14 protein-coding genes are annotated in these 17755 nt (G+C 65.2%); 3 read left to right on the top strand and 11 right to left on the bottom strand.

Annotated features, from left to right (window positions below):
• Positions 1 to 74 precede the first annotated feature (74 nt).
• Positions 75 to 1442: a dipeptidase gene (locus tag QHF89_RS15205; protein WP_136968820.1), complete on the bottom strand. Its 1368-nt coding sequence runs from the start codon at positions 1440 to 1442 to the stop codon at positions 75 to 77.
• Between the two features lie 332 nt (positions 1443 to 1774).
• Positions 1775 to 2803: a hypothetical protein gene (locus tag QHF89_RS15200; protein WP_136968821.1), complete on the bottom strand. Its 1029-nt coding sequence runs from the start codon at positions 2801 to 2803 to the stop codon at positions 1775 to 1777.
• 449 nt (positions 2804 to 3252) lie between these two features.
• Between QHF89_RS15200 and QHF89_RS15195 the strand changes: the two genes are divergently transcribed.
• Positions 3253 to 4422 carry a pectin acetylesterase-family hydrolase gene (locus QHF89_RS15195; protein ID WP_136968822.1) on the top strand — a complete coding sequence of 390 codons (1170 nt, stop codon included), beginning with the start codon at positions 3253 to 3255 and terminating at the stop codon, positions 4420 to 4422.
• A 23-nt stretch (positions 4423 to 4445) separates the two neighbouring features.
• On the opposite strand, the gene QHF89_RS15190 is transcribed toward QHF89_RS15195, so the two are convergent.
• Entirely contained in the window at positions 4446 to 5675 is a 1230-nt protein-coding gene (locus tag QHF89_RS15190) for a hypothetical protein (RefSeq protein ID WP_136968823.1), read from the bottom strand.
• A 389-nt stretch (positions 5676 to 6064) separates the two neighbouring features.
• Between QHF89_RS15190 and QHF89_RS15185 the strand changes: the two genes are divergently transcribed.
• On the top strand, positions 6065 to 8926 hold the full coding sequence (locus tag QHF89_RS15185; RefSeq protein WP_284720516.1) for a serine hydrolase: 2862 nt from the start codon (positions 6065 to 6067) through the stop codon (positions 8924 to 8926).
• Between the two features lie 26 nt (positions 8927 to 8952).
• On the opposite strand, the gene QHF89_RS15180 is transcribed toward QHF89_RS15185, so the two are convergent.
• On the bottom strand, positions 8953 to 9351 hold the full coding sequence (locus tag QHF89_RS15180; protein ID WP_136935076.1) for a hypothetical protein: 399 nt from the start codon (positions 9349 to 9351) through the stop codon (positions 8953 to 8955).
• Between the two features lie 278 nt (positions 9352 to 9629).
• Positions 9630 to 10082 (bottom strand): hypothetical protein, encoded by a 453-nt coding sequence (locus tag QHF89_RS15175; RefSeq protein WP_284720515.1) that lies wholly within the window; start codon positions 10080 to 10082, stop codon positions 9630 to 9632.
• Between the two features lie 280 nt (positions 10083 to 10362).
• Between QHF89_RS15175 and QHF89_RS15170 the strand changes: the two genes are divergently transcribed.
• Positions 10363 to 11418, top strand: a complete 1056-nt coding sequence (locus QHF89_RS15170) for a phosphotriesterase family protein (RefSeq protein ID WP_136968826.1) — start codon at positions 10363 to 10365, stop codon at positions 11416 to 11418.
• A gap of 20 nt (positions 11419 to 11438) precedes the next feature.
• Here the strand turns inward: QHF89_RS15170 and QHF89_RS15165 are convergent, their stop codons facing one another.
• The 6 genes from QHF89_RS15165 to tnpC form a co-directional block, all read right to left on the bottom strand.
• The gene (locus tag QHF89_RS15165; RefSeq protein WP_284720514.1) at positions 11439 to 12056 is read right to left on the bottom strand and encodes a hypothetical protein; all 618 of its coding nucleotides are present in this window, start codon (positions 12054 to 12056) and stop codon (positions 11439 to 11441) included.
• Positions 12053 to 12841 carry an AAA family ATPase gene (locus QHF89_RS15160; protein WP_284720513.1) on the bottom strand — a complete coding sequence of 263 codons (789 nt, stop codon included), beginning with the start codon at positions 12839 to 12841 and terminating at the stop codon, positions 12053 to 12055. Before QHF89_RS15160 ends, QHF89_RS15165 begins: the two co-directional genes overlap by 4 nt.
• A gap of 41 nt (positions 12842 to 12882) precedes the next feature.
• Entirely contained in the window at positions 12883 to 14322 is a 1440-nt protein-coding gene (locus QHF89_RS15155) for a serine hydrolase (RefSeq protein WP_136968828.1), read from the bottom strand.
• Between the two features lie 353 nt (positions 14323 to 14675).
• Entirely contained in the window at positions 14676 to 15635 is a 960-nt protein-coding gene (locus QHF89_RS15150; RefSeq protein ID WP_136968829.1) for a hypothetical protein, read from the bottom strand.
• A gap of 169 nt (positions 15636 to 15804) precedes the next feature.
• The gene (locus tag QHF89_RS15145) at positions 15805 to 16257 is read right to left on the bottom strand and encodes a VOC family protein (protein ID WP_136968830.1); all 453 of its coding nucleotides are present in this window, start codon (positions 16255 to 16257) and stop codon (positions 15805 to 15807) included.
• Positions 16258 to 16841: 584 nt separating this feature from the next.
• Positions 16842 to 17755: IS66 family transposase (tnpC, locus tag QHF89_RS15140; protein ID WP_136968831.1), on the bottom strand; the 914-nt coding region annotated here is incomplete at its 5' end.

Below are 17755 nucleotides of genomic sequence, written 5' to 3'. Positions count from 1 at the left end.
GGATACGAGCGTTCGGCCCGAGGGCTTGACGGGAATCCACGTCCCGGGCAACCCGGGTGGGGGGCGGGGGAAGATCAGCCCGTGGCCTTCGCGAACTTCTGCAGAAAGACCGCCAGGGAGACGGCCATGTTCTCGATCTCGGAGGGGTCGACGCTCTCGTTCGGCGCGTGGATCAACGCCTTCGGCTCCTCGACGCCGAAGAGCATGATCTCCGCCTTGGGGAAGGAGGTCTGGAAGACGTTGCAGAGCGGGATGGAGGCGCCCTGGCCCATGGCGACGACCTCTTTGCCGTAGGCGGCGCCCATGGCGGCGACCATTGCATTGTAGCCCGGCCCCGAGGTCGACGTGCGGAATGGCTCGCCGCTCGCGGACGGGGTCAGGGTGACCCTCGCGTTCCAGGGCGCGACCGACTTCAAGTGATTCATCAAGGCGTGCTGCGCCGCCTCCGCCGTCATGCCGGGCGGGATGCGCAGGCTGACGAGCGCCCGCGCGTGGCCCTGCACGGCCGGGGTGGCCTCGTCCACGGACGGGCAGTCGATTCCGCAGACGGTCACCGCGAGCCGCGCCCAGAGCATGTCCGACACGGTGCCGCTGCCGAGCAGATCCACGCCATCGAGGACGCGCGCATCCGTGCGGAATTGATCCGGCGGGTATTGTTGCCCCGACCAGGTCATGCTGTTGTCGAGCCCGCGCACCGTGGTGTTGCCCTTGGCGTCGCGCAGGGTGGCCAGCATGGAGATGAGCGCGGCGAGGGCGTCGGGGGACGGTCCTCCGAATTGACCCGAATGCATGGGCCCCTCGAGGGTGTCGACGGCGACGATCACGTTGGCGACGCCGCGCAGCGACGTGGTCAGGGTCGGCGTCCCGTCCGCGAAATTGCCCGCGTCCCCCACCAGAATGGCGTCGGCTGCGAGCAGATCATGGTTGCTCGGGTCGGCGACGAAGTCCTCGAGCCCGCCGGTGCCCTGCTCCTCGGAGCCCTCGCCGACGATCTTGAGGTTGACCGGGAGGTCGTCGCCGAGCGCACGGATGGCCGTGAGGTGCACTGCGATGTTGCCCTTGCAATCGGCCGCGCCGCGCCCGTACCAGCGCCCGTCGTTCTGCGGGGTCAGCGTCCACGGGTCGGTGTTCCACTCCGCCCTGTTCGGCACGGGCTGCACGTCGTGGTGGAAGTACAGGAGCACGGTGGGGGCGCCCGGGGGCCCCTTCTTGTAACCGGTCACCGTCTTGGATTTGTCGGAGGTGACGTGAACGGCAATATCGGTGAAGCCCGCCGCGGTGAACGCCTTCGCCAGCCAGACGACCATCTTGTTGCAATCCGCGGGCGGATTGTCCGCCGGCGCGAACACCGATTCGTAAGAAACCATCTGGGCGAGATCGGCCTGGGCCTGGGCCATCAGCGCCTGGACCTTGGTACGGATGTCGTTGACGTCGTCGCTCATCGAAATTTTTCCTGCTGGGGGTTTTCTGATCGGGCGTGGGACGGGGGTCGTCTACTGCAGCGAGCGTGCCAGTCGCCGCTCCACGGCTCGGCACGGCAACCTCCTGAGAGGAAACTGCCAATTCAGGGCGGTCCGAGGGTCCGCAGTCTGACGCCAGACGGCTGGATGGGGAGCCGCGGGGTGTCCCTCATCAGGTGTACCTGTAACAGTGCATGTTACAGGGGGCGTGAGAGGGCTCCAGGGGCTAGCCCCCCGACAAGGACCCCCCGCCACCCCTCGGATTCCGCGAGCCGCTTCAGCTCTTCGTTCCGCTCCACGCTGCCCCGCGGCACCTACTCGATGAAGAGCTTCATGGGCGCAGACAAGAAGCGCAGCGCAGGGTCATTCGGCGTGATCTCGGCGCCTGCGCATGCAGGCTCGGGACGGGGGCCGCTTGTGCCATAACCGCAGCCCCTTCCGATGTTCGGAGCGTGATGGCCGTCCGAGGGAGGACGCCCTGCGCGTGCAATTCGAAGCGCTTGGTCGATCTCGTCCCGTCGCTCGCGCAGTTGTGCCTCGAAGGCGTCTGCGCGGGCGCGGAGCGCTACGGCGAGCTCTGGTTTGGCCTTCTGCGCGCGCAAGCGAAAGGCATGGATCAGGTCCGCAAAGGGCAGCTCGTCGCCCACGCGCGCTCTCGCACACGCGAGGCCTGCTTCCCAGGGGCCAAGCTCGGCCTCCGAGCGGCCTTCGACGCGCCACGCGACGGCTCTGAGGATGCTCGCACGATAGTCGCTGTTTGCGACGGCTTGCACGAGGATCGGATCGAAGCCGCTCACATCCAGCGCGCTCGGCAGGGCGCGGAGCGCTTCTTCGCGCACCTCGGTCGGAGGCTGCGCTCGGACCGAGAGCAGCGCGTTCACCGCGACGGCGGTGTCAAAGGAGCTGCCCCGCAAGGCGCTTCGCAGGCGCTCTTGGGCTTCCGGGAACATCACCAGGAACCGCGCATAACGCGCGCGCATCCACGGCACACCAGGCGCATCCATGGCGGAAAGCGCGATCGCTTCGGGCGCCGTCCATGCGAGGGCTCGTTGTCCGAGCTCGGAGGTCTGGGCGCAGCCGTGCTCTGTGGCGAATGCGACGCGCTGGGCGAGCGAGCGTGCTTCGTCTTCGTCGAGGCCTTCGAGGCGGAAGCTCACGCTCGCCGTGGGGCCGCTGCTGCGGTCGTGTGGGTTTGTCGTGGGGATCGCGAGCTGGTATCGACCTGCGGGGAGCGCGGGCTCGGGGCCGCGCGAATCGAACTGCAGCGATAGCGTGAGCACCGCGGACGCGCCCGGGTCGAGCGTCGCATAAGCGGGGACGTCCGTCTTGACGTGGATCGGCATGCACCAAGCGCGCCCGTCGTCGCCCATGCGTCGCAGCGGCGAGCGGCAATCGCGTGCCCAATGCTGCTGTGCGTTCTCGATGCCGAGCTGGAGAGGCGCGGATGTGCGATTGGTGATTTTCCACCGAGCGACATCGCCCGCGACGAGCGGTTCGAGGCTGAGCGCAGGTTTCGCTTCGGCGTCTTTCGTGAGAGCAGGCGGGGAGGAGATGGGAGGCGCAGGGTCGACGGAGGCTTCAGGCGCTTTCGAGGCGGGAGGTGGCGTGGGCGCGCAAGAGGTGAGGAAGACGACGCAGGCGAAGGCGCGGCGCGAGAGCATTTGGGCAAGGACCGCTGAGAGCGGAAAGAGTTCCCGGGCCTGCCTCGGCGTGATGTTGCCTACGGATACAAGCGGGGCCGCGGGGGGGGATTTTTGCCGCCTTTCCGGGCGACGCCGGTTATCCTTCGCCAATGAACCGTCCCCGCGCAGGCTCGTTCGCCCCCGTTCTTTCTTTCCTCGTGGCGGCCTCGGCCGCGTGCCTCGTGGGGTGCGGGGACGACGTGGTCTCGGCGCCCCCGGTGGAGGAGCCGCGCGTCTATGGCGAGTGGCTCAAGGTCGAGGTGCCCGGGACGGTGTGCGGCAACGGCAGCCAGTACAAGTTCTTCGTCAACTGGTCGGAGAGGTCGAACGACCTCGCCGTCATGTTCGAGGGAGGCGGCGCGTGCTGGGACTACGATAGCTGTACGGGGAAGACGGGCATTCGCGGCGCCGCCAACCCCAACGGCATCGACGACGACCACATGGTCATCATGCAGCATGTCTTCCCGCTCCTGCGGCGCGACGAGGGGAACCCTGCGCGCGACTGGAACCTCGTCTACTTCCCTTATTGCACGGGCGACATCCATTCCGGCAACCGCGTAACGGATTACGTCGGCGCCCCCGGGGAGGGAGCGGTCGAGTTCCACCACAGCGGCCACCCGAACAACCTGCTCGTCACCGATTGGCTCGCGAAGCAATTCGAGCACATCCCGCGCCTGCTCGTCTCGGGTTGCAGCGCGGGCGGGGCGGGCTCGCTCGCCAATTATTACTTCTTGCGCAAGGGCCTCCCCGTCGGTCGAGGCTACATGCTCGACGACTCCGGCCCCATCTTCCCCAGCGCGGGTCCCTCGAAATACCTGCACGAGACGATCCGCGAGGCGTGGGACGTCGACTCCGTGTACCAAGACCTGCCCGTCGCCATCGAGCCCGGCGATCTCGGCAGCATCAACACGGCCCTCGCCGACGCTTTCCCCGACGACCGGCTGGGCATCACGTTCTTCCAGCGCGACATGGATTATTCGCTCTATTCGTACGAGCGTTTTTATCCCGGGCTCGAGAAGGAGGAGATCCTCGCGTTATGGGCCGAGGACACGAAGCTCCTCACCGCGCAGTTCGACACGCGCGAGAACCTCGCGTACTTCATTCCTTACTGGCGCGAGCGCAACAACTCCCATTGCGGCACGGTCTTCGATTACGTGGGGACGGAGATCCAGGAGGCCGGCGTCGATCTCGGGGATTTCGTGGATGTCTTGCTCGACGACGGACGCCCGCTGGAGAGCTACATCGAGAGCGTGCAGCCGAACGAAGACGTCGGGCCCTGAGAGCGTGAGCCGGCGGGGGCGGGTCACTTCGCGAGGCAGGCGTCGAGCTCGGTCTTGCAGACGATCGCCGGATCCTGGCTCGGGCCGGCTTTCTTGAGGAAACAACGCAAGGCGTCGGAGAACTCCCGCGAGACCGCGGCGTCAGCGTTCGTCACGCAGGGCGTGATCTCCTGGCCCGCGCTGAGGGCCTGCTGCACGCAGGTGAACGACTCGGCGCACGTCGCCTTGCCATTGCCCACCCACTCGGCACCGATGAAGTTCGGCTGGTCGGAGCCGACGGGCTCGGCGCGGCAGTGCGCCGTGGCCGGATCGGCCGGGTAATACGAGCCGAGGAGCATGCACATCTCGTCCGTCGAGCGCGGGCCCTCGAAGACGTCCCTCGCCTCCGCGTTCGAGTAGTCACACCAGTAATCGAACCACTCGCCAGCCTTGACCTGGAGGCCCTCGCCAAAATCCTTGACGGTCACGTTCTCCCATTCGGTGCTCGTATAAAACGGATCCGCCTGCCCGACGATCGACGCGGCATAACCAACGCCGCGCGCGTGCATGTGCGGTTGCACGTTCGCGATCGTGATGTCCGTGTGCACCGGGCACCGCATGCGCGCGCGGCCCTCGGCCTGCGCCCCGACGTAGATGAAGGGGTTGTAGATGAAGAGGATGTCGCCCTCCGTCTTCACCTCGGCCTCGGGGATCGTGTAGAGGTTCACCCGGACCTCGGGCTCGATGACATTCATCGAGGCGTTGATGTAATGCGCATTCATGAGAAGCACGGCGCCCGGGCGCACCTTCATGGCCACGCCCTCGGGGAAACGCAGCATGGAGTCGCCGTCAGCGTTTTGCGAGCCGGCGACGAGCTTCTCCACTTCCCAGCCATCGGTCGCACCGTCGGAGCAGTCGAACACGCCGCTCGTGTCGACGATCGTCCCGTCCTCTTTCTGGGTCGGGATGTCGTCGTAGCTCGTCTGGAAGAGCAGGAAGTGGTGGCTCCCTTTCGAGTAGCGCACCTCGTCACGGTTGACGAAGAGCCCCTCCGCGGGCGCCTTCACGAACATGCAATGCTCGCCCTCGGTGCCGGGGTCGAGCTTCGTGACCATCTTGAACTGCACGCCCTTGCCCGCTTCCGGGGGCGCGAGCAGCTCCTGCCCAGGCTGCCCGGGTTGCGCGGGCTCCGAGCCGCCACAGCCCACGAGGGCCGGCAGGGCGAGGGTGAGGGACGAGATGGCGGTCTTGAAGAAGAAGTTGCGAAGATTCATGGCTCTCCGTGTGAGTGACCGGTGGTCTCCCGGATCGCGAAGAATGGTTGCCGAGAGGACGCTCGCCCTCTGTGCCCGGTCGCGGGAAAACGTTCATCGGTTTTCCAGGGAGCGGCCAGTGTCACGCGCCTGAGACATTGTCACGTTGCCGTGACAGCCTCTGTCACGCGCACGTACCAGTCCTCCCGGTGAGGCGTGGGATCCGCGTCTGGCGCGTACGCACCGGCGGCACCGAGGTCTCTGTCCGCAACGCACGGGCGTCGGCACGTGGCTTGCTGGAAATCGCGTAGGCACATCACGTCCTATCCACTCCTCTGGAGGACAATTCAATGTACCGGACGCGCAAGCTGAATGCTGCAACGGTTGGGCTCTTTCTGTTGCCCGGCGTCATGACATGGTCATGCTCGCAGGACGCGCAGCCCCAAAATGAATCGACTTCACCGGCCGAGAACATCGCTTCCACGCAGCAGGCCTCGGGCCTCCCCTCCAACCTCGCGCACAACTACGAAGATCTGGGCCCGTGGTTGTCAGCGACCCATTGCGGGATGCAACTCGCGGATCGCCTGAACTCGGAGCACGAGAAGGGGTGTATCGCGGCCGTCGTCCATGGAACCCGGATCGTCGCCATCGGCGCGTCGGGGTTGGCGTACAAGGACCGCTCGTTCTGTGATCCGCCCTGCGCTCCTGTGACCAAGGAAATGGAGATCCAGGACGCGTTTCAGCTCGGCTCCATCTCCAAGGTGTACACCGTCCTCGCGCTGTCGAAGCTCGTCGAATCGGCCCCGACGATCAATGGCCACACGCTCACCTGGGAGTCGACCCTCGCTGACGCGATGCCGTGGGTGAACCTCAACACGCCGGAATGGAACATTCGGAAGCTGAAGAAGCTCAAACACCTGGTCTCCCACAGAGCAGGGTACTGCAAAGAGCCAGGTCGTCCGGACAAGGGGTATTGCTCGACGAAAGGAGACGCATGTACAGAAGGGACCGAGACGGACGACTGTGATAGCGGATCGTGTGGCGCCGACGACACGTGCGACATGAAGCTCTGCGAGTCGGACGACGAATGCAGCGTCGGGACCTGCGTGCTCCCTCTCCCTGGAAAGGAATACCCCACGCCGGCGGCAGACTACTGGAAGCCGCGCACGCCTGCCCAGATGCGACAAGAGGTCGCGTTGTTTTACAACGACCGCACGAACGGCGAACCCAACTGCCCGATTCCCATCACCGTCGACTACACCGACGGGGACGACGACAGCGACACGATTTACTCGAACACCGGCATCTTCATGGCCGCCGCGGTCATCGACCATTGGTCTCAGACCAGCCTCGAGACTTACATCCAAACCGCGCAGCCCTGGGGGCCGAGCGTGTCCAACACCTTCCGTGGATACCCGGCGAGCCTGGACCGAGACTCGGCGGATTTCACCGACGACCCGGTCGAAGAGGCGAATTGGGTTGGAAATCTGTTCCAGGAGACGCACCCGCTGATCTCTTCGAAGAACTACGCCATCGAGAACGGCTACATCGTACCGGGGACCCACAGTTGGGTCACCCGCGGCTGGGTCCCGCCCGCGCCGCAGGGCTCTTACGCCGCCACCGCGGAGGACGCAGCGAGGTTTTTGACGCGCATGAACCGCGATCTTTCGCCGGAAATCAAGCGGATGACGAGGGACCCGGCGTTCTTCTCGGCCACGGGCCGAAACTTGACGTTGGATCGCGTGAACACGACCAGCCTGGACTTCGTCCAGAATCGAACCTTTCTACAACACGACGGCAAGCTGTACGGGACGACGTGGTATCAGTTCGTGCCCGAGGCCGACATCGCTTATATCGCCTTCGTGCACAACACGGGAGACGATTCCGGCGCGGTCCGCAAGGTCCTCGCCGATCTGAAGCAACGCTACCCGTTCAAGAACAATCTCGGCGTATGCGATGGTTCGCCTGTGGCGTGCAACGCGAACGCGCAGTGCGACAGCGGCACATGCGATAACGGCCTGTGCACCGAGTTGCGGTGTGACAGAAATGCAGACTGTCCCCTCACGGGAAGCTGCGAGAGCACGTCCGAGCTCGGGGTCTCCCACGGGTGCACGGACGAAAACGGCGGCGGCGTCTTGAATGTCCAGCGTTTCTACACGAACCAGACCCAGACGCTCAGCTCGACGAAGATGTTCGGCTGCTCCGGCTCGGTGACCTGGCAAAACCGCGCGGACCTCTGCGCGCCTGGGTTCCATGTCTGCGACGCGAGCGAATACGTGGCTCTGAATACGGACAACGAGCGGCCCCTCTACAACTACTGGACAGACGACAACCTCGGATATCGGGGAGTAGCCGCGGGCGGAATGCCGCCGTCCGGCAATTGTACAGTTGGCACAGGCTCGGCCTACATTCAGTGCCCGACCGGGAAGGGGCCGATGCGCGTCACGACGGACAACACGACCGACGCGCTCGGCAGACAGGTGGACATCATTCAATGTGGGCTCAACGGGAGCGTACAGAACAAGTGGTTCGGAGGCTGCGGCACAGCCACGACCAACAGGGCGGGCACCCTCTGCTGCGGCGACATCGCTTCCTTGCCGTGGTCGCCGGAGGAGCCTCCGCCTGGGCCGCCGGTCGACTGCCCGCCCGAGGGCTGTGGCACCGTCGAGGGCGGGTTGTGCGCGACCGTCAAGCAGTCGCCGCCCCTCTCGGCGACGGATGAGTATTGGCACCCGGACGGCAATTTTGCGCAGAACAAATATTGCCTGGACGACTATCCCGATACAGGCATCGAGCGCGTGTGCGTCGCGTATGGCACCAATCCCAACGAACACGTCGGCATTTGCCGCACGTGCACGAACGAGACGAAGTGGCCGGGCTGCGAGTGCGATCCGAACCACGTGGATTCGTGCGGCGCGCAAAGCCCCGAGCTCATGTGCATCCCGACGACGGGCTACAACAGCAACGGGTTAGGGACGTACCCGTCGGGCAAGTGCGTCCTGGTGAGCGAGGCTTTGCCTTCGTGGGACTGCCAGGCCGACTGTACGATGATGTACGGCAACACGGGCGTTTGCTATCACCGCGAAGAAGGTGGCCTGTATGCGATGTGCGTCGACGCGCTCGACGGCCCCGACGGCATCACATGCGCGACGATGGGGACGGTTTGGAACGGCACCCAGTGCGAGAACGAATGCATCTTGCCCGGTGACTGCCAACTGAGGGGCTACCCGATCGAGTTCGAATGCAACGTAGAAGGCCGCTGCGTTCTGTAAAAGGGAGCCTTCCGGGTCCAAGGCGCTCATTCGCCGCCCCACATCTCCTGGAGCGCCTTCCCGTACGCGGCCGCGGAAGCGCCATCAAAGTCGGCGCTCAGCAGCAACACGATATTGTCTCGCCGTGAAGCGCTGCCGATACCCTTGCTGCCACGAAGTTCCGTGTGCGCCGTCGACGCCGTCGACGCATCGTCGAACTGGAGGATACACGCCCATCCCGCGGCGCTGGCCGTGTCACCGTCGAAGCGGCGCACGTTGCGAGGATGTGCGCCGCCCACGGGGCAGTCCCCTGGGCCAGGCTCCCGCGCGCCGCGCGTCGGCAGGCCGTAGGCGCGAAACTCGCCAACGACCTCGTCCGCGGTCCACGCCGATTTGGCACAGGAGGGAACCAAGAGGAGCGCGATGAGCAGGCCTGTGCGAACCATCAGGACGGCCGATCGTAGCGGATTCCAGCTCCGCAGTACATACCATCGGTCGAGGGCTCGAACGCTTGGCTCCCGCATCCAAAACACCTGATCCACGCGCGCTGGCTCGCCGCCGCGGATTCATGGGATCCGGTTTCGTGACGTCCTCTCGAGGGCACGCGGAGGGGACGAGCCCCATGCGGTAGCCCGCGAAGCGCGGGGAGCCTCAGGGCAAGAAACGGGCGCTCCACATGGGTTTGCCCTATGCGCCCGTGCGAACAGGTGCCCCGATCGTTGCGTCATCGCACCGCGATATCCTCGAACGTCGTCCTCGCGGCGTTGGCCTCTTCGCTCAGGTTGAGGAGGACCGGCAATGTTTCTTGTTGCCAATCTTCGTTCGCGCCGCGGCGAACGGTGACGGGTGCGCCGGGGACACCGAGGTAAACCGCGTCCACGATATCCATGATGACGTAGAAACAATTGTCGTTGGCGAACCGCATCCGCGTGAAGTCCATCCGGACCGACGCGAAGGCGCGCTCGGGTAGGATCCGGCCGAGCTCTTCAAGGAAGCTCCACAGGTGACGATAAGGATTGTCGACCCGAAGGACGCCCTCGAACGTCAGCACGAGACGATCCTCGTCATCCCGAGCAGCCACCACCTCGAAGACAGGGAGTTCGTCAGCCATCACCGCGCCGCGCGCCAAGATCTTCATCGGCCCCCAGCGTACAGGATGCGCTACGGTCTCCGCCATGTCCGTCGGCCTGAGCCACCACGACGACGGCCCTCCCGTCGCGCGCCCTCCCCGTGCCCCCTCCCGCTTCCGTGGGCGAGCAGCCACAGCGCGAGCGGCGCCCACGCGAGCGCGAGCGCGTCGTTCGCGTGGAGCAGATCCGCATGGCCGAAGTCCTCGACCTCGCGCGAGGCCGGCGCACCACGTGCGTGGTCACGTCCGTGGAGGCCACCCGCGCGGTCGTGTATATCCATACGCGGACTTTGTGGGAGGCTATCCTGGCCGCTCGAAGGAGGTGCCAATGCAGAACGAACGCGTGGGCAAGGTGCAGACGGTTCTGGGGTTGATCGAGCCGGAGCAGATGGGGACGACCCTGATGCACGAGCACTTGCTCATCGACATGCGCTGCCGATACTTGCCGCCCGAGGGTGATCCCTCGCTCGGCGAGCTGCCTTATGCCATCGAGCGGCGCATGGATATCCTCTCGGATCCCGCGGGCAACCGCGACAACGTCATGCTGCTCGACGAGCAGGAGGCCATCGCGGAGATCCTCGAGTTCAAAAAGGCCGGCGGAGGAACGGTCGTCGACACAACCACCCTCGGGATCGGCCGCGATCCGCGGGCGCTCGCGCGCATCGCCGAGACCACGGGGCTGCATGTCACGATGGGCGCAGGTTACTACGCCGCGGTCTCTCACCCGTCCGACATGGATGCGTTGAGCGAGGGCGAGATCTACGAGCAGATCGTGCGCGAGGTGAATGAGGGGGTCGACGGCACGGGCATCAAGTGTGGTCACATCGGCGAAATCGGCGTCGACGCGATGACCCCCAACGAAATGAAGGTGGTGCGCGCCGCCGCCCGCGCCCAGGGCGCCACGGGCGCCATGCTGAACATCCACCAGATCTACATGGTCCTCAAGCGCCAGGGGCACGCCATCGCGGACGCCATCGAGGCCGCGGGAGGCGATCTGAGCCGCACGGTCTTCAGTCACATGGACGGGAGCGAGGAGGACCTCGAATATCAGACCAGCCTGATCCGGCGCGGCGTCACCATTGAATACGACGTGTTCGGCATGGAGTCCTACTGGGCGCGCATCGACATGCAAATGCCACAGGACGACACGCGGATCCGGGCGGTCAAACACCTCTTCGACGCGGGCCACGGCGACCAGGTGCTGGTCGCCCAGGACATCTGCATGAAGATGATGCTAGAGGGCCGCGGCGGCTGGGGGTATGGTCACCTTCTCAAGCGGGTCGTGCCGCGCTTCCGCAAGGTGGGCTTGACCGACGCCGAGCTGCGCAAGCTGCTCATCGACAATCCCCGCCGCTTGCTTCCCTTCACGAAGCCAAAGGCGTGAAGACGGGGGGTTTGCCCTGCTCACTGTCCCGCTTTCCATTCCCCTGCGGGCACTCCCTCTTTGCACGCCTTGGCCGCCGCATCCGCCGCCATAGGGAGCGGGCCCTCGTTGTAGTAGACCTTCGTTCCCTCCGGAGTCGCACAGGATCCGACGCGCTTGTCGGCCGGACACGCCTCCATCTTGAATTCGCCGGTGCACATGTTCTTGAGGAAGTCCTCGCCTGCCGCCGAGATGTTCGCATCGCCGTACTGCCGGCAGATGCTTTCGGCCTTGATGACGTTGCAGGAGGCGACCTTCGCACTCGCAGGCGCTGCTTTCTTTTCGGCCTTCGGCTCGGCCTTGCCTTCCGGCTTGGCCTCTCCGGGCTTGGCGCCCTCCGCCGCGGGCTTGTTCTCGCAACCCGCACCAACCAGACCGAAAAGCACAATGGCGACAAGGGCAAGGGACGATCGCGTGCTGACCATGAGATATGCCTCTCTTTTTCCTGCGTTCGGGGCGTGCGAGTACTCCCGATGCCAGGCTTGGTCAAGGGGAATGATTGCATGGCGGTTTTTCTCGGCCAGATCGAGGACGAAGCGACGAACCCATCGATGTTGTGGACCCCGGCAGCGGCTGCGGCTGCTTCCTTCCGCGCTCAACCTGCTGGGTCGTCGCTTCCGTCGGATCTCCAGTACCGCTCGGGGTGCTCCAGGATCCCTCGCGTAATCTGGTAATGCTTCGTATCCTGCAAGGCGATCTCGGGCAATGCGGGGTCGTCGAAGTCGTGGATGACGGCCCCCGGAAAGGTGAGCAGGATGGGCGCGTGTGTGGCGATGATGAACTGCGCCCGGCCGCGCTCCACGCGATCCCGCAAGAGATAAAGGAGCGTAAGCTGCCGCTGGGGAGACAACGCCGCTTCTGGCTCATCGATGAGGAAGAGCCCGTCGTGGATGCGATGCTGGAAGACGTCGAGGAACGCCTCGCCATGCGATCGGCGGTGGAGCGACTTGCCGCCGTAACGCATGTAGGGATCTCCCAGGAAATCCGGATCGCGCTGGCGCTCTTCGAGGAGCGTCGCGAAGTTCACGAGCGTCTCGGCGCGGAAGAAAAAGCCGTCCCGGGGCCGATGACGAAAGCGCGGACGCAGCACACGGGCGAGCTCGGAGCCTTGCTCGTGCGAGGTGTACAAAGTATCGGCGCTCCCTCCGCCGGCCACGTGGAGGCCACAAAGGTCCGCGATGGCTTCGAGCAGCGTCGACTTCCCGGAGCCATTCTCGCCCACGAAGAAGGTCACCGGCTGATCGAGCCCCACGTCGAGACCCCGAACGAAGGGGAGGTTGAACGGGAAGCGGGCCTCGCCGGGGATACGCTCGGCGACGGCGTACACGCCCTGAAGGTACATCTTGCCCGCGAACGGCGCCTTTGCGGCTCTCTTCGACGTCATGGTCGTTGCCCGATCACGCTACGCGCCCCCCCGTCCGCCTTCTACGGCTTCCTCGTCGCCTCGACGACCTGCCCCCCCCCGTCCACGGTCATCCCGGTCGCCTTGCCGCCTGCCTCGCGCTTGAACGTCACGCGCCAGCCGAGCGTCCCCATCACGAACTCGGTCTCCGACTGCGGGATGAGCTCCTCCGCGGGGAGCCTCGGCGCGTACAGCACGAGGCGCCCGCCCTCTTGCTTCACCTCCGCCGGGCCGCCCATACTGGCCGGCAGCGCGTAGCTGCCCGCGACGCCGGCCGCCGACGCCGCGCTGAGCTCGATGGCCGTCACGCGCATCGGCGCGCGACCCGGCCAGCCGTACTCCGCGGCCAGCGCGAGCTGGATCTCGCCGAGCAGGCCCTGCCCGCCTTCTTCGTTGTTCATCATCACCACCGCGCCCACGCCGATCTCCGGGTACATCGTGAGGTTGCAGAGGAACCCCGTGGTGGTGCCGCCGTGCCCGAACTCCAGCGAGCGACCGCTCCCGCCGACCTCGGGCCCGAGCCCGTAGCCGTCCTTCACCGGCGTGAGCATCTGCTCGGCCGTCGCCTGCGAGAGCAGCGCCTTGGACCGCCCGGCGTGCGCGTCGGCGATCGCGATCGCCAACCGGGCGAGATCACTCGGCGTCGTCCAGAGCCCGGCCGGGCCCATCTCCGGATACACGTGCCACCCGCCAGGGATCGTCTTGCCCTCGCCGAGGTGGGCGCGGGCCGCCTCGCCCGCGCGCGCGGCGGGCAGCGGCTGCTCGAAGGTGCTGTGGGTCATCCCGGCCGGCCCGAACACGAGCTCCTGCATGAGGTCAGGGAAGGGCTTGCCGGTGACGTCCATCATGAGCAGTTGCATCACCAGCGTCCCGCCGCCGGAGTAGCGCGAAATCGAGCCCGGGACGGCGTCGACGCGCACCGCATCGGTGTTCGCCGGAGCCGTCCCGTTCAGGATCTGCACGAGCGTCGGGATCGGCTGGTTCCGCTCGTAGCCTGGGAAGCCGTAATTGGTGAGCCCGGCGGTGTGGCTGGCGAGCCGGCGGAGGGTGACCTTCTCCTTCGTGGTGTGCTCGTTGTCGGGCACCTTCCACGTCTTGAGGTAGCGGTTGACGTCGGTGTCGAGCTCGAGCGTCCCGCGCTCGACGAGGCGGAGCATCGCCGTGGCGGTGACGGGCTTGCTGACGGACCCGGCCTGGAAGAGCGTGTCGGGCGTGACCGCGTCCTTCGGGTCGGCCGAGCCGGCCGTCTTCACGCCGAAGCCGCGGACCCACGCGATGCGCCCGCCCTCGATGACGGCGATGCTGACGCCGGGCACATGGTGGTGGGCCATGCGCTCTTCGAGCGTCCAGCGAACGGGCGGCCGGCCGGTGACCTCGACGAACGGGCGCAGGCCGCGGAGCACGTTGGCGACGTGCGGCTCCTGGGCGGCGCTCGTCGGGCCGGCGGCGGAGCTCGGGGTCAACGTGGTTGCGGGTGGGGGGAGAGCGGACTGCGCACATGCGCTCAGGGAGAGCGCGAGGGTGAGTTGAGCGAGTCGACGCACAGGGGTACCTCTTGGTCAGGTGAGAGAGGAACGAGCTTTCGGGTGGTCCAGCTCGTTGAACGCCGCCGTTCCGCGAAGTTCCTCGTTCGGTGCGCCAAGGTGAAAACAGTCTGCGTGGGCCGTGCGAGGCTGCGCAAGGTGTTCGTCACGGGCGGACGCTGGACGTCACGAACGGAGCCTCCCCCCGTGAGGCCTGACCATCTATCGCATCTTCCTAAGTGCTCGAAACGGTTGAGCCCGACGCTGGTGATCGAGCTAAGCGTTTCGCGTACTTAGCAAGATCTGCGCAAACGACTTTCTTCGAAACTCCCGCCTGCTTCCCAAACGCACACGATGCCACAATCAGCGAGCAGTTTTTCGACATCCGCTTTGGGCCGCCGCGGCACCAGCAGAACCAAATCGACATCACGGTCAAAATCCCGCCTATAATCGAAGAGCTGACCGATTCCGTAACGCGCACTGTCTCGCGTTTCGTCGCTCTTCGCCTCAATCAATTGCTTTCTCGTTTCGTTGAACGCATCAATTCGGAGCCGCTCGCTGCCCCTATTCAGCACTCTGCATGTTACAATGCAGCCTGATTTGCTCAAATATTCGACGTAGCGTCGGAGCAATGCCGCTTCTCGTCTAACCGCGATTGTGGCCTGCGCTTCTCGTTCGACAAGAAAGGTCTGGGCTCTAGCCCGTTCCAGCGCCGTTACCACGCTACTCATAGATTCTGGAGCCTGCGCCACCTTCGGGGCCGAGGCATCGCGAATACCGCCGCCACCACGAACTTTGCCAATCTTGGTTGCGCGCGCTGTCTCGTAAACGCCCAGCACCAGATCGTGCGACTTGGGGGTAAGCTCGCAGAGATTCTGCAGGTACCGACCATCTATTCCTTCTTTTATGTTTAGACGGTCGACTTTTCCAACAAACCTAAGATGTGGCGCGATGCCCATCAGACTCGCCTTCACCGAAGGGTAGATTGGGGTTTTCGCGCTGAAGGCATATGGCGCATCCATCAGATCCGGGTGACGGCGCGACACCTGGTCCGCGGTCAGAATCTCGGCGACATCTTGCCGACCTATCAGGTATAGCGTGCCTTCAACAACCGACATAAACCAGAGGACATCGCCGACTTTCACTTTCCGTGTGACATACTGTTTTGACCATGAGCGGACGATGATCTCTTGAGGCTTTGACCACCAATATTCGGCTTCCGTCGGTTTCCAGTATCGCAGCCAGCTTGTCATTTTGTACCTCTCCACGGGTACGTTCCAGAACGTTGCCCAACGGTTGAGCTAAGCCGCCCGGAGGCCGAAGGCCGGAGGGGTCGGCTTGAGCGATTTGTTAGACCCCCTCAAACGGTCATTCGCCACCGCGCGTACGCACCCCTATCAGGTCTGTACCTGTCACATGTGCTCATCGGGAAGTCTGCCGCCCGAGCTCTTGGGCAAGCCCGATGAGAATTCCTTCGGGGCCCCGGATGTAGCAGAGCCGATACGTGTCTTCGTACTGGACCACTTTGCCGACGAGCTCCGCGCCGCGTTTGCCCAGCCGGGCGAGCGTATCGTCGATGTTCTCCACGGTGAACATGACGCGTAAGTACCCCAGAGCGTTCACCGGGGCGCGGCGGTGATCGGCGACCACAGGCGGCGCCAGAAATCGGGATATCTCGAGCCGGCTGTGACCGTCCGGCGTACGCATCATGGCAATCTCGACGCGCATGTCGCGCAATCCAGTGACGCCATCTGCCCAGTCTCCTTCGATGGGGGCGCGCCCCTCGAGGTCGAGGCCAAGTTCGGTGAAGAACGCAATGGCGGCGTCGAGGTCTTCTACCACGATGCCAATGTTGTCCATACGCTTGACCGTCATGATGTCTCCTTGGCGTCTACCTGTGTCATTTGCCCGCCGCCAGCTAACCCCTGACAAAACCTATACCAGTGGCCGCGAGCTCCTGCGTGCCCGCCGTGCGTCGTGACGATCCCGTTTCGCGTCTCAACAGCCGCAGCGAGGCGCGCTGACCAGAAGCTCTCTACGCCACCCAAGCCCACACGAGAATGGATCTCACAGGCAGGTCCGGTTCTACAAGACAAAACGGGCGCACCCGGAGCGCGTGCACGGGACGGCCGGCGGGTCAGGACGGGGGGGGAGCGCTAGTATAAGCGCCCGGAGAGCTGCACCGTCGAGCACGACCGCGCCGAGCGCCGACGGAGGGGAGCGTTCGCTCTGGTGCTTCGGCTACCGTGCTTGGGTGCTGTGGCGCGCAGCGTGGGGACGCGCGCGCTCCAGGGGGGTCAACGATAAGGTCCCCGGGAGCGTTCTAGTTCGGATTTGATCGCATAGCCGAACGTGCGTAACCGCCCGGCCAACTACATCCCCCAGCGCCGCGCCCGGCACCGGCGCTGTCCGCGCCCCGGCCGGGTCTGTCGACACTCGCGCGGCGCTCTCGCCGCCCGTCAGCCTTCCGACGTCGCCAGGCCTGGCTTCCAGACGTTCGGCAGCAGCTCATCGAGGCGGTCCTTGGGCCAGCCTGATTGCAGCTTCTCGATGACGTCTGTCAGGTAGGCGAGCGGATTGACGCCGTTCATGTGGCATGAGCCGGTCATCGTGTAGGCAATCGCCAGCCTCTCCGCCCCCTTGTCCGAGCCGGCGAACAGGAAGTTTTTCCTCCCGAGCGCCACCCACCGGAGACGCCGCTCCACCTCGCCATTATCGATCTCGAAGCGCCCATCACTGAAGCAGCGCCGAAAGGCGGCCTCGTGCTTGATGGCATATCGCGTCGCCTTGTACAGGGGCGTCGACGGGATCTGCTGCGTGTGAATCTCGTGGACCCACCGATAGAATTCGTCCAGGATCGGCACGCTCCGCGCGTTTCTCTCCGCGAGGCGCTCCTCGGCCGATAGACCGCGCTCCTTGTAGTCTCGCTCGAGCTCGTAGATTCGCCGTATCAATGCGAGTGCCACGGCGCCCCTCGCATCTCCCAGCTTTGCCGACTCCTCGAACTTTCGCCGGATGTGCATCCCGCACCCGAGGCGACGCTCCGTGGATACCAGCGCCATACCGTCGTTTTCACCGTCGCCGCCCACCTGTCCCGCGAGGATCTTGTCGTACCCCGCGTAGCCGTCCCCCTGCAGGTAGCCTCGAAACGACTTCAGGAACGCGGCCGGCCCCTCGGCGCTCCAATTCGGCGTGTAGTGGAACACGACGAGACCCGCACCCACGTAGGCCCAGACATGCCCCCTCTTGACGCCCTGGGGGTGGTCTCGATCGAGCACGCGCAGGCCCGTGTCGTCGCATCGCACGTAGCTCGAATCGAGCACGGCCTTCGCGATACGGCGCCAGATCGGCTCGAGCACGTCCACCGCGAACG

It is taken from the genome of Polyangium sorediatum, assembly GCF_029946465.1.
Taxonomy (GTDB): domain Bacteria; phylum Myxococcota_A; class Polyangia; order Polyangiales; family Polyangiaceae; genus Polyangium; species Polyangium fumosum.
Note: the sequence above shows the minus strand (reverse complement) of the source record. Positions and strands in the feature narration are given on the sequence as shown.